We start from the raw sequence: 22,073 nt of genomic DNA, 5'->3' as shown, positions 1-22,073 counted from the left end.
GCCCCGGGCACGGTGCAGGATGGCCGTATGAGCTCCCAGGAATCGGGGCGGCAGGGCCGCGTCACGCGCCAGAAGCGCCAGCAACTGATCGTCGACCACGTGCTGGCGCAGGGGGACGCCTCCGTGGCGGAACTCACCGAGCTGACCGGCGTGAGCCTCATGACGGTGCACCGGGACATCGCCGAGCTGGCCGACCGCGGCATTCTGCGCAAGTACCACGGCGGGGTCTCGGCCCAGCCGTCCACCGTGTTCGAGTCCAGCTCCGACTTCCGGCTGCACGCGCACTCCGGCGAGAAGAACGCGCTGGCGCGCGCGGCGCTGCGGTTCGTCACGCCGGGGATGTCGCTGATGCTGGACGACTCGACCACCGCGCTCGCCCTCGCCCGTCAGCTGCCGCAGGTCGGACCGCTCACGGTGGTCACCAACTACCGGTTGATCACCGAGGAGTTGCGGGCCGCCGAGGACATCCGGCTGATCGGCGTCGGCGGCGAGTACTCGCGCACCCACGACTCCTGGATCGGCCTGTCGGCCCTGGAGATGGTGAGCAGCTTCTCGGTGGACCTGACGCTGGTGTCGACCTCGGCGATGACGGGTGCGATGACCTACCACCAGGAGCAGGAGATGGTCGCGCTCAAGCGGGCCATGTGCGAGGCCGGCTCGGTGAGCGTGCTGATGATGGACCACAGCAAGGTCGGCCGCAGCGCGCTGCACCGGCTGGAGCCCGTGGACAGCTTCGACCACGTGGTGCTGACCGGCCCGGTGGACGAGGACGTCCTGGCCGAGATGCGGAAGCTGACCGATGTGCGGGTCGCCGGCGAGGCGGGCGGGCGGCAGCGTCCCCGCTCCGCCGCGGATTCCGGCCGGGAGCCGGGGGCCGCCGGGGCCGCCGGGGCCGCCGGGGCGGAGAAGAGCTGATCACGGCCGGTGCGCCGGCCCGCGGCCTCCTCTCGTGGTTTAACACGAGACGCGGTTATCTTTAACATCCCTCTTGATATTTATTGCGGAGCGGCTGAGTATCTCCGGTGCACCAAGTGGTTACCTCGGAGTGGAGGCCGTGATGCCGGACCAAGCGACGGCGCTGGGCACAGCCGGCGGGAGAGGACTGCTCGACCGGATAGGAATCCCGAAGCCCCTGTTGCTCGGGTACATCGGCGTCCTGCTGTTCATGATCGGCGACGGCGTGGAGAGCGGCTTCATCTCGCCGTACATGGCCGACCACGGCGCCGGCACCGACGTGAAGGCGGGCTACGTCATCACCGTCTACGGCATCGCCGTGATGCTCGCCTCCTGGTTCTCCGGCGCGCTCTCCCAGGTGTGGGGCCCGCGCAAGGTGATGTGGGTGGGCCTGGCCATCTGGGCCGTCTTCGACGCGCTCTACCTGCTGTTCGCGCTCGGCACCGAGAACTACGCGCTGATGCTCGTCTTCTACGGCATCCGCGGCTTCGGCTACCCGCTGTTCGCCTTCGGCTTCCTCGTCTGGATCACCGGCACCGCGCCCAAGGCACGCCTCGGCACCGCCGTCGGCTGGTTCTACTTCGCCTTCACCGGCGGTCTGCCCACGCTCGGCTCGCTGTGGTCCAGCTTCACCATCCCCGGCATCGGGCACATGGGGACCCTGTGGAGCGCGCTCGGGCTCATCCTCGTCGGCGGCGGCATCGCCCTGCTCGGCGCGAAGAAGCGGGAGGGCGGCGAGCGGCTGGCCGCGCCGGAGGTCACCACCGGGCAGAGCCTCTACGAGAGCGTCTCGATCATCTGGACGCACCCCCGCGTCCTCGTCGGCTGCCTGGTGCGGGTCATCAACACGGCGCCCGAGTTCGGCATGCTGGTCTACCTGCCGCGGATCTTCTCCGACGACGTCGGCTTCGGCACCGACAAGTGGCTCCAGCTGCTGGCGATCATCTACGGCACCAACATCTTCTTCAATCTCTTCTTCGGCGCCATCTCCGACCGGATCGGCTGGCGCACCACCATCGCGACCTTCGGCGCCCTCGGCTGCGCGATCAGCGTCACGGTCCTGTACTTCGTGCCCACGTGGCTCGGCCCGGACTACTACTGGGTCGCGGTGCTCGCCGGCATGCTCTACGGCGCCACCCTCGCCGGCTTCGTGCCGATCTCCGCGCTCATCCCCAACATGGCCCCGGAGAACAAGGGCGGCGCGATGGCCCTGCTCAACCTGGGCGCGGGCGGCGCGACCTTCGTCGGCCCCGCCATCGCCAGCCTCTTCCTGCCGCTGGTCGGCGCGGGCGGCGTGACGATCGTCTTCCTCGCGCTGTACCTGGTCGCCCTCGTGCTGACCTTCTTCCTCAAGATGCCCGAGGAGAAGAGCGGCCCGGGCGCCCCGGACTCCCCCGGCCCGTCCGGCCGGAGCCTGGAGAAGGGCACCGACGCCGCCCCGACCCCCGCCTGATCCCCCGCGTCTTATCGACCCGGCTCCCCTCCCGCCTCGTGCGGGTCGCCGGACGCCCCGTCGGCCGACTGGTCCGCCAGCGGCCGACGGGGCGCTGGTGCGTCGGGGACCGCACCCCGCCGGACGGGCCGCCCACCCCGGCGACGGACCCGCAGCGCACGGGCGGATTGCGGGAGCCACGGCCGCGTCCGTACACTCGCCCCGCCGACCGGCGGCGGCCAAGTACCGCCGCCGCACCCGCACTTCCGGCCCCGCTCCCGCCCCGGCGGCAGCGGACACCGCCGGCCGATCAGGAAGGGCTCCCATGGCAAGCGCCGCCACAGCTGCCGTCGCCGTCACGGACTGACTCCGCGGCGCTCCGGCACCGCCGTCCGCAGCCCGCGCACATCCGCGCGCGCTGCCCGCGCACCCCTGCGCGGACGCGGTGCCGCAGGCGTGCTCCGACCCGCCGTACGCGGGTCGTCAGGTGCTTGCCCCGTCCACTTCACCGGCCCCGCCCGCTCCGGGCTCCGGCCGGCACTCACGGTTCCGGGAGTCCTTCCGTGCCTTCCTCGTCCTCTGTACCCTCCTCCGGCCTGCGCGCGCCCGCACACCGCTGGTACGCGCTCGCCGTGCTGTCCGTCCTCCAGTGCCTGATCGCACTCGACGTGACCGTCGTCAATGTGGCGCTGCCGTCCATGGGCGCCGACCTCGACGCCGACCCCGCCGCCCTGACCTGGGTCGTCACCGGCTACATGCTCGCCGGGGGCGGCCTCCTGCTGCTCGGTGGCCGCCTCGGCGACCTGTTCGGCCGGCGCCGGATGTTCCTCCTCGGCGCCCTGCTGTTCGGCGCCTCCTCGCTGCTGGCCGGGGTCGCCGACGGCACGGCCGTGCTGCTCGCCGCCCGGTTCGGCCAGGGTGCCGGCGAGGCGCTGGCCGCACCCGCCGCGATGGCGCTCATCGCGCTGCTCTTCCCCGAACCCGCCGACCGCGCCCGTGCGTTGGGCGTGTGGGGCGGCATCTCCAGCCTCGGCCTGGTCGGCGGCGTCCTGCTGTCCGGTGTGCTGACCGAACTGCTGCACTGGCGCTGGATCTTCTTCGTCAACGTCCCGCTCACCGCCGCCGTGCTCCTGCTGACCCCGCTCGTCGTCCCGGCCGACCCGCGGCACCCGGCAGCGGACCCGGGCGAGGCGCGGGCCCTCCCCCGCGGCCGGCGCCTCGGCCTCCCCTCGGCCGGGCTCCTCACCGTGGGACCGCTCGCGCTGGTGTACGGCGTCCTGCGCGCCGCCGACCACGGCTGGGGCTCCGCCGGAGTGCTGCTGCCGCTGGCCGGCGGGCTCGCGGCGCTCGCCCTGTTCGCCCTGGCCCAGGCCCGCTCGCCGCAGCCCCTGGTGCCGCTGCGGTTCTTCGCCCACCGCACCCGGACGGCCGCCAACGCCGCCACCGTCCTGCTGAGCGCCGCGCTGTCCACCACCTTCTTCCTGGCCACCCTCTATATGCAGCGGGTGCTCGACATGAGCCCGCTGCACGCCGGGCTCGCGTATCTCCCGTTCTGCGCGGCCCTGTTGCTCAGCGTCTCGGTCGTCGGCCGGATCGTGCCGGTGCTCGGGCTGCGCGGGACGGCCGTCACCGGGCTGCTGTGTGCAGCGGCCGGCGGCGGCTGGCTGGCGCTGCTGCCCGACGAGGGCGAGCTGTGGACCGACCTCGTGCCCGGCATGCTCGCCATGGCCGTCGGGATGGGGCTCGGACTGATCGCCCTCCAGAACGCCGCCCTGCACGGGGTCACCGAGGAGGACGCCGGGCTCGCCTCCGGCGTCCAGCGCTCCGTCGACCAGCTCGGCGGCTCCCTCGGCCTGGCCGTCCTCGTCGGCGCCGCCCTCGCCCCCGCCGCCGGCTCCTCGGCCGGCTCGGCCGCCGGGTACCGGACGGCGTTCACCTGGGCCACGGTCGGTGTCCTCGCGGCGGTCCCGCTCGTGGCCCTCTGCATGCGGGCCGTCGGCCGGTCCGCCGCCCCCACCGGTACGGACCCGGACGCCGACGCCGACGCCGTGCACAGCTGACCGCCTGCCCCCCCTGTCTCACCGCCTCGCCCCTGCCCGTTCCGGTCCCGCGCCGGGACGGGCCCGGGGCGGGGCGGAACGGGGCTGGGGCGCGCCGCGGACGGCGGGGACCGGGCGGGCTCCGGACGAGTCGAGCCGCCCTCCTTACACCGGACGTATATTTCTCTTGACGCCACGGGGGCCCGTGCTTATTTTTACCGCCGACGTAAGAAGAGAGCCCGGGGAAGAGCCGGGAACGGAACCCGAACCGATGCCGACACCTGCACCGGGAGCGGGAGCGGAACGGCCGTCGAGGCCGCGCGGGAGGAGACCCCCTGAACGTCACCGAAGCCACGCGTGAGTTCGACCGACAGCTCAACACCCTGCTGACACAGGGCTTTCCGGCCCTCTCCGGACGGACCGAGGAGGAGTTCTCCGCCCTGGTGCACCCCCTGCGCGACGTCGTCGAGGACGTCGCGCGGCACGCGCCGGGGCTGCGGGAGACCGGCGACCCCGGCGACGAGACGACGGGGCACGCCCCGTTCCTCCTCGTCGTCACCCGGGAGCTGGCCCCCGTGGAGGAGACGGTCCCGCTGCTGCGACTGAGCGGCGGGCGGAAGCCCGGCGTCATCGACCGGCACTACGAGGAAGGGGCGTTGGAGAAGTTCGTCCCCGTCGAGAAGACCGAGCCGCCCGCCGCCGCCTACCTCCTGCTCGACGCCGACCGCGGTGAGGAGTTCTGCGGAGCCGTGCCCCGCGGTGCGCTGACCACGCTCGCCGAACGCGGCCGGACCCCGCTCACCATCGAGGAGGGACTGGCCTTCGTCACCCACTTCCCCGGCGCCCTCGCCAAGAACCGGTGCTTCTCCCTGGGCGCCTCCCGGTGCGGCGACCGCCGCGTCCCGGCCCTCTGGATCAGCGAACGCGCCCCCAAGCTGGGCTGGTGCTGGGAGGGCAATCCGCACTCCTGGCTGGGCATGGCCTCGGCGGCCACCCGCGTGGCGGCCTGAACCGGGCCCGGCCGTACGGCAGTCGGGGCCCGGCGCACCCACCGGCCGGGCCCCGGCCCACGTCGGGCCGCTTACGGGGCGGGGCGATCGTGATGCCGGAGCGGGCACGAGGCCGGGCCGGTCACGAGGCCGGGCGCACGGTGCGTCCGGGCGGTCACGAGGCCGGGCGCACGGTGTGTCCGGGCGGTCACGAGGCCGGGCGGTCACGGTGCGTCCGGGCAATCACGAAGCCAGGCGCTCACGGTCAGGGGGGGGACACAAGGTCCGGGCCGGTCATGGTGTGTCCGGGGCGGCGGCTCGGAGGGCCGCCGCCGGGTCCCAGCCGGGGCGGGGGACGGCGGCCAACAGGGCCCGGGTGTAGGGCGTCACGGGAGCGGCCAGCACGCTGCGGGTCGGGCCCTGCTCGACCACCGTGCCGCGCCGCATCACCAGCGTCGCCTCGGTGATGTGCCGGACGACGGCCAGATCGTGGCTGACGAACACGAGCGCCACACCCGTCTCCCGGCGCACCTCCCCCAGCAACTGGAGGATCTGCGCCTGGATGGAGACGTCCAGCGCCGCCACCGCCTCGTCCAGCACCAGCACCCGGGGCTCCACCGCCAACGCGCGTGCGATGGCGAGGCGTTGACGCTGGCCGCCGGAGAGCGCGTGCGGCCGGGCCGCCCCCTCGCGGGACCCGAGCCCGACCTGCCCGAGCAGCCGCTCCGCCTTCTCCTCCGCCGCGGCGCCCGACGCGCCGTGCAGCCGCAGCGCCGTCAGCAGGCACTGCCGGCCCGTCAACCGCGGATCCAGCGAGACATACGGATCCTGGAAGACCATCTGGATCTCCCGCGCCCTGGCCAGCCGCGCCGCCCGGCCGCGCGCGGGCCGCGCGGGGCGCGCCCGGCCGTCGACCGTGACCGTGCCGGCGTCCGGGCGGACCAGACCGACGAGCATCCGCGCCACCGTCGTCTTCCCCGAGCCCGATTCGCCGACGATGCCGAGGGAGCCGCCCCGCGGCACCGTGAACCCGATGGCGTCGGCGGCGGTGAGCCGACCGCCGCCGGGCAGCGGATACGTCTTGCTCAGCGCGTCCACCGTCAGCACCGGGGGTGCGCCCCCGGCGGCCTCCGGCCCCGCGACCGGCCCGTGCGCCGTCATCCCGCGCCTCCTTCCGTCGTCCCGGACACCGGGCCCGGCGCCGCGTCGCGCCGTGCCGGTGCGCTCACCGCCACCGGGCCGGGAGACGGATCCGCTCCCGCCCTCTCCACCCCCTCGGCACCGGCCGCCGCGCCCCGGGCGTCCGTACCGGCGTCCGCGCCGCCGCTCTCCGCGCCGTCCGGCTCGTACTCGGCCAGGCGGCGGCAGGCGGCCATGCCGTCCCCGGGCAGGGGGACGGGACGCGGCTGCCACCGCTCGCACTCCGGTTCCGCGCCCGGGCAGCGGGCCGTGAACGGGCAGCCGGGGAAGGCGTCCGCGAGGGACGGCGGGCGCCCGGGGATCGGGCGGACCCCCGCCGCGGCCTCGTCCAGCGTGGGCGAGCACTCCAGCAGGCCACGGGTGTAGGGATGCCGCGGATCGGTGAACAGGGCCTCGGCCGGGCGGTGTTCGACGAGGCGGCCCGCGTACATCACCAGCACCCGGTCGCAGTACGCCGCCGCCAGCTGGAGATCGTGGGTGATGAACAGCAGGCCCGTGCCGTGCTCGCGGCGCACCGTGCGCAGCAGATCGAGGATCTCGGCCTGGGTGGTGACGTCCAGCGCGCTCGTCGCCTCGTCGGCCAGCAGGAGGCGGGGGCCGACCGCCAACGCCCCGGCGATGACGACCCGTTGCAGCATGCCGCCGGACAGCTCGTGCGGACGCTGCCGCAGCCGACGGGCCGGGTCGGGCAGGCCGACCTCGGCGAGCAGCTCGACCGCGCGCCCCCGCACCGCCGCCCGGTTTCCCGCGAAGCCCGCGAGCGCGAGGCGTTCGGTGAGGAAGTCGCCGACGCGGCGCACCGGGTTGAGCGCGGCGCGCGGATCCTGGTGCACCATCGCGACCGTGCGCGCCCGGTGCGCTCGCAGCGCCTCACCGCGCAGTGCCAGCACATCGGTTCCGGCCACCCGGACCTCGCCGGTGGGCCGCGCGCCGTCCGGGAACAGGGCCAGCGCCGCCTTGGCCGTCGTCGACTTGCCGGAGCCCGACTCCCCCACCAGGCCGACCACCTCCCCGGGCCGCACCCGCAGCGAGACGTCCGCCAGCAACGGGCGGGCGGCTCCCGGCAGTTCGAGGCCCAGGCCCACGATGTCGAGCAGCGGCTCCGCACCGCCCGAAGCACCCCGGGCCGCCGCCTCCGGTTCCGCCGCGGCCGATCCTGCCGGGGCCGGTTCCGCGCCGGGCTGCTCGGCGCGGGCCGACGGCATCCGTGCCCCGGCCGCCGGTTGTGCCCCGGCCGCCGGACGGTGCCCGTGTGTGTCCGTCATGACGTCACCTCCTGCTGCCGAGCCGGTCGGCGGCCCAGACGCCGACGATGTTGAACGCCACCACCACGGCGGCGATGGCCGTACCGGGCACCAGCGCGGGCAGCGGCGCCCCCTGCACCACGGCCGCCTGCCCCTCCTGCACCATCAGGCCCCAGTCCGAACTGGGCGGCTGGGCGCCGAAACCGAGATAGCTGAGCGTGGCCAGGCTCATCAGCGCCTCGCCGAAGAGCACCACCAGATAGCCGACGACCGCCCGGGACAGGTTCGGCACCAGATGGAAGGCGCAGATCCGCGCGCCTCCCATGCCCTGGACGCGGTAGGCGTCCACATACGGCTTGGTGCGTTCCGCGAGGGCCACACTGCGGGTGTACTTGGCGATCGTCGGCGCGTAGGCGAGCGCGAGCGCCAGCACCGAGGTCGTCATCCCGGCACCGAAGACGGCGATGATCAGCACGACGAACAGCAGCCCGGGGAAGGCGTACATCACATCCGTCAGCCGGGAGACCAGCGTGTCCACCCAGCCGCCGCGCCAGGCCGCCAGGGTGCCCAGCGTGACGCCGAGCAGTGCCGCCAGCGCGAGCAGCAGCAGCGGCGCGACCAGGCTCGTGCGCGCCCCGTGCAGCACCCGGGACAGGAGGTCCTGGCCGGAGGCGTCCGTGCCCAGCCAGTGGGCGTGGCCGGTGCCCGCGAGGGAGGCGTCCAGATCGATGGCGTCGGGCGGATAGGGCGCGATCAGCGGCGCCAGGACGGCGGCGAGCACGACGAGGGCGAGGAACCCCGCGCCCAGGCGGACCCCGAGGGGCAGTCCGCCGGCCGGGACGGTGCCGCGGACCCGCAGCCGCGTCCGGGCGGCCGGGAGTGCCGGTGCGGTGGGACCGGTCATGCCGCGCTCCTTTCCGCGCGCACCCGTGGATCGAGCAGCGGATGCACGAGATCCACGAGGTTGGTGACGACGACGTATCCGGTGACCATCAGCAGCAGCACCGCCTGCGCGACGGGGAAGTCGTGCGTGTTGATGGCGTTGACCAGCAGGGAGCCGACGCCGCTGAGCCCGAACGCCGTCTCCACCACCACGGTTCCCGCCAGCATTCCCGCCGTGACCAGCCCGCACATGGTGACGATCGGCCCGAGCGCGTTGCGCAGCACATGCCGCCGCACGAGCGTGCGTTCGGGGACGCCGGAGGCACGGGCCGCCGCCACATGGTCCGATGCCGCCGCGTCCAGCATCGACTGGCGGGTGACCCGGCTGATGACCGCCAGCGCGCCGAGCGCCAACGACACGGCGGGCAGCGTCAGATGGTGCAGCGTGCCCGTGAAGCCGGAGCCCTGCCCGGTGACCGGGAACCAGCCCAGGCGCACCCCGAACAGTGCCACCAGGCCGATCGCGGCGACGAAGTTCGGCACGGAAGCGGCGAGCGTGGTGCCGCCGACCACGGCCTGGTCCGCCCAGCCGCGCCGGACCGCGGCGACGATGCCCGCGCCCACGCCGAACACCACGAACAGCACCGTCGCGTAGGCGACCAGCTCCAGCGTGGTCGGCAGCCGGGAGGTGAGCAGATCCGCCACCTGGTCGGTGTACTTGAAGGAGCGGCCGAGGTCGCCGTGCAGGCAGTCCCACAGCCAGCGGCCGTACTGGACGACCAGGGGTTCGTCCAGGTGGTACTGCTCGCGGACGGCGGCGAGCTTCTCCGGGGTGAGCTTGTCGCGGCCGCCGGCGAGGAAGACCGCGGGATCGCCGGGCGCGGCATACACCGCGGCGAAGATCACGAAGGAGGCCGCGAACAGCGTGGCGACCAGTCCCGCCAGGCGGCGCAGCAGTCTGCCGAGCATGTGCGCTCACTCCCCCGTTCCCGGGCGGGACGCCGGCTGTCTGCCGAGGTCCGCGGCCCAGGGGTAGTAGAGATAGGCCATCGAGGCGGGCGGGCCCGTCAGATCCCCGCGCAGCACCAGCACCGAGGGCACCTGGGCCACCGGGATCCACACCGCCGCCTCGGCGAACTCCCGTTGTGCGGCGACCGTCAGCCGCGCCCGCCGGGCGTCGTCCAGGGTGCGCTGGGCCTTGGTGAGGGCCGCGTCGTAACTTCTGTCGCGGAAGCCGACCCAGTTGTTGGGGCTCTTCGAGAGACCGTTGTCGTAGAAGCCGAGCGGATCGCTCTTGGAGATGTACCAGTCGCCGACCAGCACATCGATGTCCGAGCGGGCCTCCGGCGAGCTGTAGAACTCCTCGAACTGGGCCGTGGGCACCGTTTTGATCTGTCCTCTGAGCCCGATGCGCTGGAGTGCGGCGCGCACCGCGTTGGCCACCACGGTGCGGCCCTGGCTCGCGTCGGTGCCGATCACCACCGGCTCCTGCGGAGCCTTGGACGCCTGTTTGACCAGCTTCTTCGCCCGGGCCAGATCCTCCGCGTCCGGACGCTCGGGGGCGAGGGAGGCGAGCTTGCGCTGCGCGGCGGCGAAGACCGGCCGTTCGTAACCCCAGGCGCCGGAGCCGACGTTGGCCGCCCACGGCTCCACCAAGCCGCCGTACCCGGACCGGGCGATCCCCTTGCGGTCCAGCGCCAGCGAGAGGGCCTTGCGGACCGAGGGATCCGCCAGCCCGCCGCGCTCGGTGGGGATCAGGGTGAGGGTGGAGGTGCTGGGGCCGTAGTACTGGGTGAGCTTCTTCTTGCCGTAGAGGGCCGCCGCCGTGTTGGGCGACTCCGCGTACACCCCGTCCGCCGCCCCGGTCGTCATCGCGTTGACCAGTGCGCTGTCGGTGGCCCAGCGGAACTCGACCCGGCGGGTGAGGGGTTTGCGCCCGTGGTACCCGGCGTACCGCTCGATGGTGATCGAGTCCCCGGACCGCCAGTTCGTCAGCCGGTACGGACCCGAACAGGCGTCCCGCTGCCCGGCGGTGCCGAAGTCCTTGCCGGCCCGCCGCACCGCCTCCCGGTCGTAGACCAGCCCCGCGTCCCCGGCGAGCGCCTTGGTGAACAGGGCGTCCGGCCTGCGGAACTCGACCGTGATCTCGTGCCGCCCGGTGACCGACATCTTCCGGACGTTCTCGAACTCGTCCGCCTGCTCCATGTCCGGGTCGGCGTGCCGCTTCAGGCTCCACAGCACGTCCCCGGCGGTCATGGGCGAGCCGTCGTGGAAGGTGACGCCCTTGCGCAGGCCGAGGACCAGCGTGGTGGGGTCCGGCCGGGACTCCCGGGTGACCAGCCACGGCTTCACCGACATGTCCGGCCGCAACTGGTACAGCCGCTCGCAGACGTTGGTGAGGACGATCCGGCCGGCGCTGCTGCCCTGGGTGTCGAGATCGAGCGAGGCAGGTTCGTCCTCCAGCAGCCAGCGCGCCGTGTCCACCGGCCGCCCGGCCTTCGGCGTCGTCGCCTTCAGCGGGAGATCGCCCGCGCGGCCGGGCCCGCCCGGGCCCAGCGCGGGCGCACCGGCGCAGGCGGTCACGGCGGCGAGCGCGAGGACGGCGAACACGGCGAGAGCCGCGCGGGCACGGGCACGCGGGGAGCGGGGGCGCGGCGGGACGGGTGGCCGGACGCGGGGCCGGGCCGTGGGGCCTCGGCCCGGCGGGGTGCGGGACGGTCGCATGGCGGTGCTCTCCTGAAGGTCGGTCTGCCTCACGTTCGGGGACGACGGGACCGGCGGGCGGCCGGGACGGCGGGGCCGGGATTCAGCCCGCCGGGGCGTGCGGGCCGTCGTAGAGGTTCCAGGGGGCGTGCTGGTAGGCGTGCGCGCAGGGGGTGCCGGGTGTGGCGTAGTAGTCGCCCGTGGTCAGGTCGGCCAGGGAGGAGATGAGCGTCATCCAGTGCTTCACCTCGGGCGTGCGGGGGTCGGGGTGGGTGCACAGGCCCTCGGGGTGGCCCAGGTGGTCGGACATGGCGCGGCGGATGAGCGCCCGGGACTCCTGCGGCCCGCGCGCCCCGCGCACCGCGCGCAGCCCCTGCTCGGCGCGGGGCACCCGCACCAGGGAGTCCGCGGACAGCGGCCGGTACCCGCCGGCGGCCAGCGGGGCGGGGACACCGGCCTGGTAGTGGTTGCCGTGCACCAGCAGGCCGTCGGTCGGATACATCCAGCCGTGCCCCGCCGGGGTCGTCTCCAGATCGATCGCGAAGCCCTCGCGGCAGGTGACCAGGGCATTGCTGGCGATATGGGCCCGGGCCCGGCACAGCACGTCCAGCGCGTCCGTCACCGAGGACTGATCGAGCACGCTGCGCCGCACGACCGTCTGCGGCAGCCCGATCCGCTCGTCGAACCGGCCGCCCAGACCGTTGGCGTTCAGCGCGATCCCCGCCGAGTTGGCGCCCTGCCGGCCGATCTGGCCCGCCTCGACCTGCATGATCAGCGTGGGCGCGGGCGGCTGGACCACACGCAGCAGCACCAGGGTGTCGGCGACACCCGCCCGCCAGTCCCAGTTCTGGCCCGCGTACACATGGCCGTCCCCGCTCGCCGGGCCGAAGAGCGCGAACGAGGTGCAGCCGTCCGGGAGTTCGTCCTCCGCCGGTGCGGTGGGGGAATCCGAGGCGGACGCGTCTCCCGGCCCGGCGTCCCCCGTCCCGACACCCTCACCCATGGCGGCGAACGACTTGTCGTACAGCACCTCGCCCCGGGCGTTGAGCGCCAGCACATCGAGCAGGCCGAGCCCGGCGCCCTCGGCGATGCCCGCCATCTCCTCGGCCAGATGCGGGGCGTACTCCCGCACCGGCTCCAGCCAGCGGGCCGCACGGGCGGTCACCTGCGGCCACGTCAGCCCGGCGGAGGCGCCGAACGCGGCCTCGTAGTACGCCATGGCGGCGTGGATCCTGCCGCGCGCCGCCTCCCCGTACTGCCGGCCGCGCTCCGCGGGCGTACCGGAGATCTCGACGACCGGCAGCACCCGAGCGGGCTCGCCTCCCCCGTGAGCGCCCGACTCCGGCCCCCGCGGGGCCTGTTGCGGAAGCCCGGGCTCCGGGTGCTGCCCCTCCTGCTGCGTCGTACTCGTCGCCATGTCACTCCTCGCGGCGGCCCGCCTGCTGTAACATCCATTACGTGACGCGGACTCGTTGGAACGCGTTGAACGGATCGTAATCCACCTCACACGGAAGTCAATGGCTGTAATGGCGGATTCAGAAGAACAGGTGACCCCGGACCGCGACGCACCCGAGGAGGACGCCGGGGGCGCCGAGCGGCTGCGTGCCGCCGTGCGGGGCTCCTGGGAGGAACTCTCCGGCGCGGAACGGGCCGTGGCGCAGTACCTGACGAACACCCCCTCGCAGGGCCTGCTGTTCGCCAGCGCACAGGAACTGGGCTCGGCCAGCGGCACCAGCAACGCCACGGTCGTCCGCGCCCTCCAGCGCCTCGGCTACACCGGACTCCCGGCCCTCAAGCGCGAGTTGGCGGCGGACTTCACCACGGCCGTCGCGCCCGAGGTGCGCCTCCAGCAGCGCATCGCACACGTCGGGCACGACCTGAGCGGCATCTGGAACGACGTCTTCACCGAGGCGCAGGAGCGGCTGGAGCACTGCCGCAGACTCACCGACGGGGAGACGTTCCAGCGAGCGGTGAGCGTGCTCGCCGAGGCCGGCGAGGTGTTCTGCTACGGCATCGCCGCCTCCGAGACCGCCGCCCGGCACCTGGCGCTGGCACTGGCCCGCACCGGGCGCCGCTCCCGCTTCCTCGGCGCCACGGGCTTCGCGTTCGCCGACGAACTGCTGGCCATCGGGCGCGGGGACGCGGTCGTCGTCTTCCAGCCGGGCCGGGCGCTGACGGAGTTCACCGTCCTGGTGGAGCGGGCCCGGGCCGTCGGCGCCAAGGTCGTGTTCGTCACCGACGAGCTGGGGGACGCCTTCGCCGACCGCGTGGAGGTCGTGATCACCGCCCCGCACACCCCCACCGGCATCACCGCCGAGGGCCTGACCGGCCTGGTCGTCGCCGACGCACTGCTCCTCGCCCTCACCACCCTGGACGAGCCCCGAGCCGTCGACACCTCCCACCAACTCACCACCCTCCGCGAACAGTTGCTCGACCCCCGCCCCACCCCCACACGCCGAACCTCCCGAAAAAAATGACCTGAACCCGAAAAACGAACCGACCGCAAGAGGGACGACAACCGCACGGGGGCGCCAGCCACAGCGCAAGGCACCACCACGGACGGAAACCCGGAAAACAAGAGGGAGAGGCGCCACAAGAGGCACCACATGAGGCACTGACTGATGCGCCAGTCAGGATCGCAACACCCAGGAAATACCTGTACACAACGGGAGGAAACCAGGCGCAATCCAACCCAGGCATTGCGATGACCTCAACAGCGTCATACGGTGGTCCCCATGCAGCACGAGGCCGACCCCAAGAGCGCAGCCACCCCCGGCCGCAGGCCCGACGACGAGACCGGCGAGGTCGCGTCCCGGGTCCGCGCCGTGGTGGAGGCCGCCGGGTGCAGCCAGCGCGAATTCGCCCGACGGATCGTGATGGACCCGTCGAAGCTGTCCCGCTCGCTGAGCGGCACCCGCCGCTTCACCGTGGCCGAACTGGCCCGGATCGCGGACGCGGGCGAGGTCGACCCGGGTTGGCTGCTGGGCTCCCGCGCCCCGGAAACCCAGCCGGATTCCGGCATCCCCACGGAAACGGGCACGGGCACGGACACCGACGCGGGCGGCCGCGGCCCCGGCGGCACGGACAGACAGCCCCGCGGGCTCGCCGGAGCCACCGGGCCCGCGGGGCCCACCGCATCCGGCGGCCCGGCCACGGCCCCGGCCGCGCCCCCGTCCGCGGGCCGCCCCCTCCAGATCGTCCGCGAGACGGTCCGCCTGATCGCCGAGCGCGGCTTCCACGCGGTCCGCGTCGCCGACATCGCCACCGCCTGCGCCACCAGCACGGCAGCGATCCACTACCACTTCCCGGGTCGCGCCGAGCTGCTGGAGGCGTCGGTCCGCTGGTGCATGGACGAGGACACCGCGAGCCGGGCGGCCCGGATCCGGGAGGCGGGCGCCGAGGACGCGGCCGCCGAGCTGCGCGAGCTGATCGCGTTGCAGACGCCCCGCAGCGAGCAGCAGCGCCGCCAGTGGCGGGTGTGGCTCGATCTGTGGGCGGAGGCGGCCCGGTCGACGGCGATCGGCCGGCTGCACGTCGACTACTACCGGCAGTGGCGGACGACGGTCGCGGAGGTCATCCGGCGCGGCATCGCCCAGGGCGTCTTCCGGCCGGTCGACCCGGAGTTCGCGGCGCTGCGGCTGACCGCCCTCATCGACGGCCTCGCCACCCAGGTGCTGGCCAGTACCCCGGACGACCCGGACGGCACCGGCCCGGACGCGATGCACGAGGCGCTGCTCGCCTATGTCTCCGCCGAGCTGGCCCCGCCCACGGCTGGGACGACGGCCCCGGTCACCGCCGAGGCGACGACCACGACCCCGGTCACCGCCGAGGCGGCCACCACGACCCCCGCCGCGGCCGCGTCCCCGGCCCCGGCCCCGGCCCCGGCCCCGACGGACTGACCGACCACCCGCCCGGCCACCGGGCCCGAGCCGAGCCGACCGCGCCCGCACAAACGCACCCGCCCCCGCACACCACACCCGCACGCCGGGCAGAAGCACCCCGCACACCGAGCCCGAAGCGCCCCGCACACCTGCACACAGCACCCGCACGCCGGGCACATCGGCACGCCCGCACGCCCGGGACGAACCGACACATACCTCTCCCATCCCGTAACCCCACCCCTCTGCACGGAGGTTCCGCATGCCCATGAACGACAGCGTCATCGTCACCTGCGCTCTGACCGGCGCCGGGGACACGGTCGGCCGCAGCCCGCACGTGCCCGTCACGCCGCAGCAGATAGCCGCTTCCGCCGTGGAGGCCGCCGAGGCGGGCGCGGCCGTCGTCCACATCCATGTCCGCGACCCCGAGACGGGCGACCCCTCGCGCGACCCGAAGCTGTACCGCGAGGTCGTCGAGCGGATCAAGGAGACCGGGACGGACGTCGTCATCAACCTGACCGCCGGTATGGGCGGTGACCTGGTGCTCGACGCCGACCAGCCGCTGGAGAAGGGCGCACAGCCCGGCACCGACCTGGTCGGCGGGCTGGACCGGCTGCCGCACGTCGAGGACCTGCTCCCGGACATCTGCACCCTGGACTGCGGCTCGCTCAACTTCGGTGACAACCTCTACATCTCCACGCCGGAGATGCTCAGGAAGGGCGCCAAGCGCATCCAGGAGCTGGGTGTGCGGCCCGAGTTGGAGATCTTCGACACCGGTCAGCTGTGGTTCGCCAAGCAGCTCCAGTCGGAGGGGCTGCTGGACGACCCGTCCGTGTTCCAGCTGTGCATGGGCATTCCGTGGGGCGCGCCCGCCGACCCGGGTGTGCTCCAGTCCATGGTCAACTTCCTGCCCGAGGGCGCGCAGTGGGCCAGCTTCGCGCTGGGCCGGATGCAGATGCCGTGGGTGGCGCAGTCCATCCTGCTCGGCGGGAACGTGCGGGTCGGCCTGGAGGACAACCTGTACCTCAGCAAGGGGGTCAAGGCCACCAACGGCCAGCTCACCGAGCGCGCCGTGCAGATCACCGAGTCGCTGGGCGCCTCCGTGGCGACGCCCGACGAGGCCCGCGTCCGCCTCGGTCTGAAGCCCCGCGCGTAAGCGGACCCCACGCGCAAGCGGCCCCGCGCACGGGACGCCCCGCGCACAGGCCGTCCGCCGATCCCACGCGCGAGCCGTACCGCGCGTCGGCGCACCCCGTGCGTGAGCCGTACGGCGCATCGGCGCACCGGCCCATCCGTGCGTGAGCCGTACCGCGCACCGGCACAACACGCGCGTGTGAGCCGTACCGCCGGGGCCCGCCCCGCACGACCGACGTGCCGCGGGCCCCGGCGCTCCCCTCCGACGACTCCCCCACAGAGGTTTCCCATGACGACAACCGATTCCGTGCACCCCGTCGCCCCCGAGGACGTCCGCCGCGTCACCTGTATCGGGGCCGGTGTGATCGGCGGCGGCTGGGTCGCGCAGTTCCTGGCGCGCGGTTACGACGTGACCGCCTGGGACCCGGCACCCGACGGCGAGGCCAAGCTCCGCCGGCTGGTCGACGCCGCCTGGCCCGCGCTCACCCAGCTCGGCCTCGCGGAGGGCGCCTCCCGCGACCGGCTCACCGTGGCGCCGAGCCTTGAAGAGGCGTGCGCCGAGGCGCAGTTCGTCCAGGAGAGCGCCCCCGAGAAGCTGGAGCTGAAGCGCTCGCTGCTGGCGCAGCTGGACGCGGCCACGCCCGCGGGTGTGGTGATCGCCTCTTCCACGTCGGGCTACCCGATGACGGACATGCAGACCGAGGCGGCCGACCCCTCGCGGCTGCTGGTCGGGCACCCGTTCAACCCCCCGTATCTGATTCCGCTGGTGGAGGTCGCCGGCGGGGAGCGGACCGCCGCGGACGCCGTCGCGTGGGCCTCGCGGTTCTACGAGGTGGCCGGCAAGTCCGTGATCACGATGGACCGCGAGCTGCCGGGCTTCATCGCCAACCGCCTCCAGGAGGCGCTGTGGCGCGAGGCGCTGCACATGGTCGCCAACGGCGAGGCCACGGTGAAGGAGATCGACGACTCGATCACCGAGGGGCCCGGGCTGCGCTGGGCGTTCATGGGCCCGTGCCTGACGTTCGCGCTGGCCGGCGGCGAGGGCGGCATGGGGCACATGCTCGACCACTTCGGTCCGTCGCTGAAGTCGCCGTGGACCCGGCTGGAGGCCCCGGAGCTGGACAAGGCACTGCGGGACGCGATGGTCGACGGCTGTGACGAGGCCGCGGCGGGCCGGTCGATCGCCGATCTGGTGGCGGAGCGCGACCAGGGCGTGATCGACGTCCTCCGGGCCACCGGCCGCCTCCCCGGCCAGAAGGACGCGCAGCGGGGCGACGCGGCATGAGCGCGGGCACCAACGAGCGCACGGGGACGGCCACGAGCGACGGCGCCCAGGCCGCGGCGGAGGCCCCCGGGCGGCTGCCGGACTTCCACCGGACCGTCCAGCCGGAGTGGATCGACTACAACGGCCATATGAGCGAGGCGTTCTACGTCCTCGTGTTCGGGCACGCCACGGACGCGATGATGGACGAGGTCGGCCTCGGCCCGGTCTACCGCGAGGACACCGGCTGTTCGCTCTACACCGTCGAGGCGCATGTGCGGTATCTGCGCGAGGTGTCCGTGGGCACCCCGCTCGTCCTGCGCACCCGGATCCTCGGCGTGGACGGCAGGAAACTGCGGTTCGCGCACGAGATGTTCGCGGGCACGCGGCCGGAGGCCGAGGAAGAGGCCGCCGCAGCCGACGGGACGGCCGGTGCGGGCAGCGTGCCCGAGGACGCGGCGCCCGTCGCCACGACGGAGCTGTTCGCACTGCACGTCGGCCCGGACGGCGGCCTGCCGTTCCCCGACGAGGTGCACGAGCGGCTCGCCGCGCTCAGCGAGGAACCGCCCTCCTGGGCGGGGCGTGCGATCGGGCCCGTGCCCCGGGTCTGACGCCCCGCGCCCCCAGTCGCCCGGTACCCCCGAGGTGCCGGGCCCGGCGGCACCGTCCCCGCAACGACGGTGCCGCCCCCGCAGGTCATCGCCCCGCGCGGCGGCGCCCGAGCCCCTCCCGGGTGCCCGCGCGGGGCGATGTCCGCCACATTGACGACGCACGCACGTTCTCTCAAAATGGGCGCATGGTCGCGCACTCCACCTCTCCGCTCGGACGCCACGGCGTCCCCTGGCGGCGCGGGTGCGAGCGATCCGGTCTCTAGCTGCCGCCGGCCTCTGTTTCCGCCTTCGCCCCGTATGCGCGAGGCGCCTCCCGGGGCAGCAGCACGTACTCATCACCTGACAACCGTGACGCGTGGGCCACCGCGCCCCGCCCGGCGCAGCAGCGCCCGCGGGCCCGCACCCCACCGTGCCGTGGTGCCAGGACGACTCCGTACCACCGGACCGATCGTGAGGACCCCATGAGCATCACCGCCGACAACCCCACCACCACACAGTCAACTACCCTCCGTGACGCCCGCGTTCCGCAGGGCGGCATGTACGAGGGCGTCCGCGTCCTCCGCCCCTTCCCCGAAGGCTGGGAGGAGCGCCCGTACGAGCACATCGAGGTCACGCCGCAGACGAGCGTGATCGGCGCCGAGATCCGCGGCGCCGACCTGTCCAGGCCGCTCGCCCTGGCCGTCCGCGAGGAGATCAACCGGGCCCTGCTGGAGTGGAAGGTCCTCTTCTTCCGCGGGGCGAACCTCTCCCCCGAGCAGCAGGCCGCGTTCGCCCGCCACTGGGGCGAGCTGGAGACCAACCCGCTGCTGGCACGCGGCGCGAGCGACGAGATCGTCCGCTTCGAGAAGGGAGCGGCGGGCAGCCGCCCCACCTACGAGAACGTGTGGCACACCGATGTCACCTTCCGTGAACGCCCCGCCATGGGCGCGGTGTTGCAGCTGCGGGAGGTGCCGCCGATCGGCGGCCACACCATGTGGGCCGACATGGCCGCCGCGTACGACAACCTCCCCGACGAGGTGAAGCAGCGCATCGACGGTGCCGTGGCCGTGCACGACTTCATCCCCGGCTTCGACCGCTTCACCCCGCGCGAGAAGCTGCTGGAACTCCAGGACCAGTTCCCGCCCGTGCAGCACCCGGTCGTGCGGACGCACCCCGAGTCCGGCCGCAAGATGCTGTTCGTGAACACCTCGTTCACCACGCACATCGTCGGGATGGACCGCGACGAGAGCGACCGCCTGCTCGCGTTCCTCACCCGGCAGGCGCATGTCCCGGAGTACCAGGTGCGGTTCGCCTGGCAGCCCGGTGACATCGCCTTCTGGGACAACCGGGCCACCCAGCACTACGCGCTGTTCGACTACGCCGGGCAGCGCCGTGTCGCCGAGCGGGTCGCCGTCGTCGGCGACCGCCCGTTCTGACGGCCGGCCCCACCGTCCGGCTCCGGCCCGCGCCGAGCGCCGCTCCCCGACTCCGGGGAACGGCCCGGCGCGGGCCGACCGCTGTCTCCGCCGCCCCGGCGGACGATCGCCAGTACGCCGTGCACCGGGCAGTGGAAGATGTGCCCGCTGCCCCCGAACGGCACCATGTCGTGCGGCGCCTTCGGGCAGACCATCGCGTGCCACTCGCCGCTCACCGGTGCACCTCCCGCTTGTGCCGGGTCAGCCGCACGTTCGCGTCCGTGGCCGCGCTGTAGTCCCGCGCCTCGTACGCCGTCCGCCGCTCCTGCGCGTATGCCGCGCACGGGGAGCCCCCGTCGACGGGTTCCGGCCAGCGGGGAGGGGGCGTGGGGGTGGGTTGCAGCAGCATGAGGCCGTCCCTTCTTGGTCACCGTTCGTACTTGGACGGCTACTCACCCTGCATTCCGCCTACTACTGTGAACAGGCAGTAGCTGTAGTCCTTTTCGCGTTTGCCTACAGGAGCTCGCGGATGCCGTCACGGCCGAACTGCAAGAAGCGGAAGCCCACCGCGCTCGGGCTGCTCACCCGAAAGCTCGCGGAGCTCCGCAAGGCAAAGGGACTCTCGTACGCCCAGCTCGCCCTGAAGATCGGTTACGACCGTGCCGATCTCCACAAACTGGAGCAGGGGACCAAGCTGTGCTCCGAGTACGTGATCGGAAAGCTGGACGCGCTCTACGGGACCGGCGACCAACTGAGCATGCTGCTCGCCCTGGCCAAGGAAGAGGGCATCCGCGAGAGGTACCGGGCGTACATCAGTCTGGAGGAAGGCGCCATCGTCCTACACGAGTACGCGTCAGCTGTCATGCCTGGACTGCTCCAGACCGAGGCGTATGCCGACACCGTTCTCCGGACGGCACCGCACTGGGACCCGGACGAGCTGGAGCAACAGCTCAAGCGCCGCATCGCTCGCCAGGGCCGGGTCACTGGTGAGGGACCTGCGGTCCACTACCGCACCGTGCTCGACGAGGCGTGCTTCGCCCGGCGCCCGTCACCGGAGGTGTGGCACGAACAACTCGTCCACCTTGAGCAGGTGGCAAGGCTGTGGAACGTCACGGTCCAACTTCTGCCGTTCACGGCCGGACTCCACGACCTCACCGGCGGGAATCTGATGCTCCTGTGGCAGCCGGACGGCACCAACCTGGCCTACCAGGAGAGCAGCCACACCGCGAGCTGGGTGGATGCGCCGAACGAAGTCGCCGAACTACGACTGTCCTACGATCCGTTGCGCGATGCATCACTCTCGCCGCGGGAATCCCTCGCCTACATTCAGCGCGCCTTGGAGGAAACGACGCATGCCCATCGAGCCGAGAACCACGAACTGGCGTAGGTCCAGCCACAGCAACGCGCAAGGCGGCAACTGTGTCGAGGTGGCGTGGCGGAAGTCCAGCTACAGCAATGCCGACGGCGGCAACTGCGTCGAGGTCGCCATCCCCGTGGAGGCGGACGTGTTCGTGCGGGACAGCAAGGTGGAGGGTGGGCCCACGCCGGGGTTTTCCCGGGCGGCGTGGGGCACCTTCCTCGCTGAGTTGAAGCGGTAGGCGGACGGGCGCGTCAGGACAGCTGGTCGCGGTGGGCGCGCCATTCGGGGGCGAGGACGGACCAGATCTCCACGTCGAAGCGTGCGCCGTGGTGGATGCGGTATTCCCGCAGGACCCCTTCCCTGGTCATCCCGAGCCGCCGGGCGACGGCGATGCTCGGGGTGTTGGCGGCGGCCACCAGCCACTCCACGCGGTGGATGCCCCGCTCCTCGACGGCCCAGTCGATGATGACGCGGGCGGCACGGGTCACCAGTCCGCGCCCGACGGCGGCGGGCTCCAGCCAGCAGCCCGCCTCGGCGACCGCCTGCGGCACGTCCATCGTCCGGAACAGCACACCGCCGACGAGCTTTCCGTCCGTCCAGATGCCGTAGATCCGGCCGGTGTCGCTCGCGGCCTTCTCGGCGTACGACTGGAGGAAGGCGCGGGCGGAGTCGAGATCCTTCGCCGCGTCGGCGAGCCCGATGTACCGGCCGAGGTACTCCCGGCCGCGCTCGATGTGGGCCAGGTACTCCTCCGCGTGGCTCGGTTCGAGCGGCCGCAGTTCGGCGCCGTCGTCCCCCAGGGAAATCGCGAACATCCTCAGCCTCCAGCCTTGTTCACCCGTTCACACGTGCGGAGGGATCCTCGCACGAACGGTTTCCCGGTCCTACACGATTTCGGGGGACGGCACACTCGGCCCGCACGGGCGCGGGGACGACGCGCGAACATGGCCGGAAAAGGGCGCGTCCGCCCCATGGCCGGAGCTACTGACGCG

Annotated in this window: 20 protein-coding genes; 12 read left to right on the top strand and 8 right to left on the bottom strand. The window is 73.2% G+C overall.

The window, feature by feature from the left end; translation table 11 throughout:
• Positions 1-27: 27 nt before the first annotated feature.
• The 4 genes from SCA03_RS05740 (at position 28) to SCA03_RS05725 (ending at position 5,435) form a co-directional block, all read left to right on the top strand.
• The gene (locus SCA03_RS05740) at positions 28-915 is read left to right on the top strand and encodes a DeoR/GlpR family DNA-binding transcription regulator (protein ID WP_086815424.1); all 888 of its coding nucleotides are present in this window, start codon (positions 28-30) and stop codon (positions 913-915) included.
• 142 nt (positions 916-1,057) lie between these two features.
• Positions 1,058-2,407, top strand: coding sequence for an MFS transporter (locus tag SCA03_RS05735; RefSeq protein ID WP_030880330.1), 1,350 nt, complete (start codon positions 1,058-1,060; stop codon positions 2,405-2,407).
• 542 nt (positions 2,408-2,949) lie between these two features.
• Positions 2,950-4,446: an MFS transporter gene (locus SCA03_RS05730; RefSeq protein ID WP_230988506.1), complete on the top strand. Its 1,497-nt coding sequence runs from the start codon at positions 2,950-2,952 to the stop codon at positions 4,444-4,446.
• Positions 4,447-4,706: 260 nt separating this feature from the next.
• Positions 4,707-5,435 (top strand): DUF5701 family protein, encoded by a 729-nt coding sequence (locus SCA03_RS05725; protein ID WP_308697580.1) that lies wholly within the window; start codon positions 4,707-4,709, stop codon positions 5,433-5,435.
• Positions 5,436-5,708: 273 nt separating this feature from the next.
• On the opposite strand, the gene SCA03_RS05720 is transcribed toward SCA03_RS05725, so the two are convergent.
• The 6 genes from SCA03_RS05720 to SCA03_RS05695 form a co-directional block, all read right to left on the bottom strand.
• On the bottom strand, positions 5,709-6,575 hold the full coding sequence (locus SCA03_RS05720) for an ABC transporter ATP-binding protein (protein ID WP_030880338.1): 867 nt from the start codon (positions 6,573-6,575) through the stop codon (positions 5,709-5,711).
• A complete protein-coding gene (locus tag SCA03_RS05715) occupies positions 6,572-7,819 on the bottom strand; it encodes an ABC transporter ATP-binding protein (RefSeq protein ID WP_107429182.1) in 1,248 nt (415 codons plus the stop codon). Before SCA03_RS05715 ends, SCA03_RS05720 begins: the two co-directional genes overlap by 4 nt.
• 64 nt (positions 7,820-7,883) lie before the next feature.
• Positions 7,884-8,762: an ABC transporter permease gene (locus SCA03_RS05710; RefSeq protein ID WP_030880343.1), complete on the bottom strand. Its 879-nt coding sequence runs from the start codon at positions 8,760-8,762 to the stop codon at positions 7,884-7,886.
• Positions 8,759-9,709 (bottom strand): ABC transporter permease, encoded by a 951-nt coding sequence (locus tag SCA03_RS05705; RefSeq protein WP_030880345.1) that lies wholly within the window; start codon positions 9,707-9,709, stop codon positions 8,759-8,761. The genes SCA03_RS05710 and SCA03_RS05705 overlap by 4 nt, the downstream gene beginning before the upstream one ends.
• 6 nt (positions 9,710-9,715) lie before the next feature.
• Positions 9,716-11,464, bottom strand: coding sequence for an ABC transporter substrate-binding protein (locus tag SCA03_RS05700; RefSeq protein ID WP_141275239.1), 1,749 nt, complete (start codon positions 11,462-11,464; stop codon positions 9,716-9,718).
• An 82-nt stretch (positions 11,465-11,546) separates the two neighbouring features.
• A complete protein-coding gene (locus SCA03_RS05695) occupies positions 11,547-12,860 on the bottom strand; it encodes a C45 family autoproteolytic acyltransferase/hydrolase (RefSeq protein ID WP_107429188.1) in 1,314 nt (437 codons plus the stop codon).
• 109 nt (positions 12,861-12,969) lie between these two features.
• Between SCA03_RS05695 and SCA03_RS05690 the strand changes: the two genes are divergently transcribed.
• The 6 genes from SCA03_RS05690 (at position 12,970) to SCA03_RS05665 (ending at position 19,742) form a co-directional block, all read left to right on the top strand.
• Positions 12,970-13,920, top strand: a complete 951-nt coding sequence (locus SCA03_RS05690; RefSeq protein WP_141275238.1) for a MurR/RpiR family transcriptional regulator — start codon at positions 12,970-12,972, stop codon at positions 13,918-13,920.
• A gap of 258 nt (positions 13,921-14,178) precedes the next feature.
• Positions 14,179-15,342: a TetR/AcrR family transcriptional regulator gene (locus SCA03_RS05685; RefSeq protein WP_141275237.1), complete on the top strand. Its 1,164-nt coding sequence runs from the start codon at positions 14,179-14,181 to the stop codon at positions 15,340-15,342.
• Between the two features lie 241 nt (positions 15,343-15,583).
• On the top strand, positions 15,584-16,477 hold the full coding sequence (locus SCA03_RS05680) for a beta-keto acid cleavage family enzyme (protein ID WP_030880351.1): 894 nt from the start codon (positions 15,584-15,586) through the stop codon (positions 16,475-16,477).
• 267 nt (positions 16,478-16,744) lie between these two features.
• A complete protein-coding gene (locus tag SCA03_RS05675) occupies positions 16,745-17,740 on the top strand; it encodes a 3-hydroxyacyl-CoA dehydrogenase NAD-binding domain-containing protein (RefSeq protein ID WP_030880352.1) in 996 nt (331 codons plus the stop codon).
• Positions 17,737-18,327, top strand: coding sequence for a thioesterase family protein (locus SCA03_RS05670; protein WP_030880353.1), 591 nt, complete (start codon positions 17,737-17,739; stop codon positions 18,325-18,327). Before SCA03_RS05675 ends, SCA03_RS05670 begins: the two co-directional genes overlap by 4 nt.
• Before the next feature lie 461 nt (positions 18,328-18,788).
• Positions 18,789-19,742 carry a TauD/TfdA dioxygenase family protein gene (locus SCA03_RS05665; RefSeq protein WP_170298145.1) on the top strand — a complete coding sequence of 318 codons (954 nt, stop codon included), beginning with the start codon at positions 18,789-18,791 and terminating at the stop codon, positions 19,740-19,742.
• 211 nt (positions 19,743-19,953) lie between these two features.
• On the opposite strand, the gene SCA03_RS34990 is transcribed toward SCA03_RS05665, so the two are convergent.
• Complete coding sequence (locus tag SCA03_RS34990; protein ID WP_169729621.1) at positions 19,954-20,130, bottom strand: hypothetical protein; 177 nt, start codon at positions 20,128-20,130, stop codon at positions 19,954-19,956.
• A 120-nt stretch (positions 20,131-20,250) separates the two neighbouring features.
• On the opposite strand from SCA03_RS34990, the gene SCA03_RS05660 reads away from it, so the two are divergent.
• Both SCA03_RS05660 and SCA03_RS05655 read left to right on the top strand, forming a co-directional pair.
• Positions 20,251-21,108 (top strand): helix-turn-helix domain-containing protein, encoded by an 858-nt coding sequence (locus SCA03_RS05660; protein ID WP_086815097.1) that lies wholly within the window; start codon positions 20,251-20,253, stop codon positions 21,106-21,108.
• A gap of 40 nt (positions 21,109-21,148) precedes the next feature.
• The gene (locus SCA03_RS05655; RefSeq protein ID WP_371863895.1) at positions 21,149-21,319 is read left to right on the top strand and encodes a DUF397 domain-containing protein; all 171 of its coding nucleotides are present in this window, start codon (positions 21,149-21,151) and stop codon (positions 21,317-21,319) included.
• Positions 21,320-21,332: 13 nt separating this feature from the next.
• Here the strand turns inward: SCA03_RS05655 and SCA03_RS05650 are convergent, their stop codons facing one another.
• On the bottom strand, positions 21,333-21,896 hold the full coding sequence (locus SCA03_RS05650) for a GNAT family N-acetyltransferase (protein WP_030880359.1): 564 nt from the start codon (positions 21,894-21,896) through the stop codon (positions 21,333-21,335).
• Between the last annotated feature and the right edge of the window lie 177 nt (positions 21,897-22,073).

Origin of the sequence: Streptomyces cacaoi, from assembly GCF_006539165.1 — a bacterium.
Lineage (GTDB): Bacteria > Actinomycetota > Actinomycetes > Streptomycetales > Streptomycetaceae > Streptomyces > Streptomyces cacaoi.
This window is presented reverse-complemented; position numbering and strand designations above follow the sequence as displayed.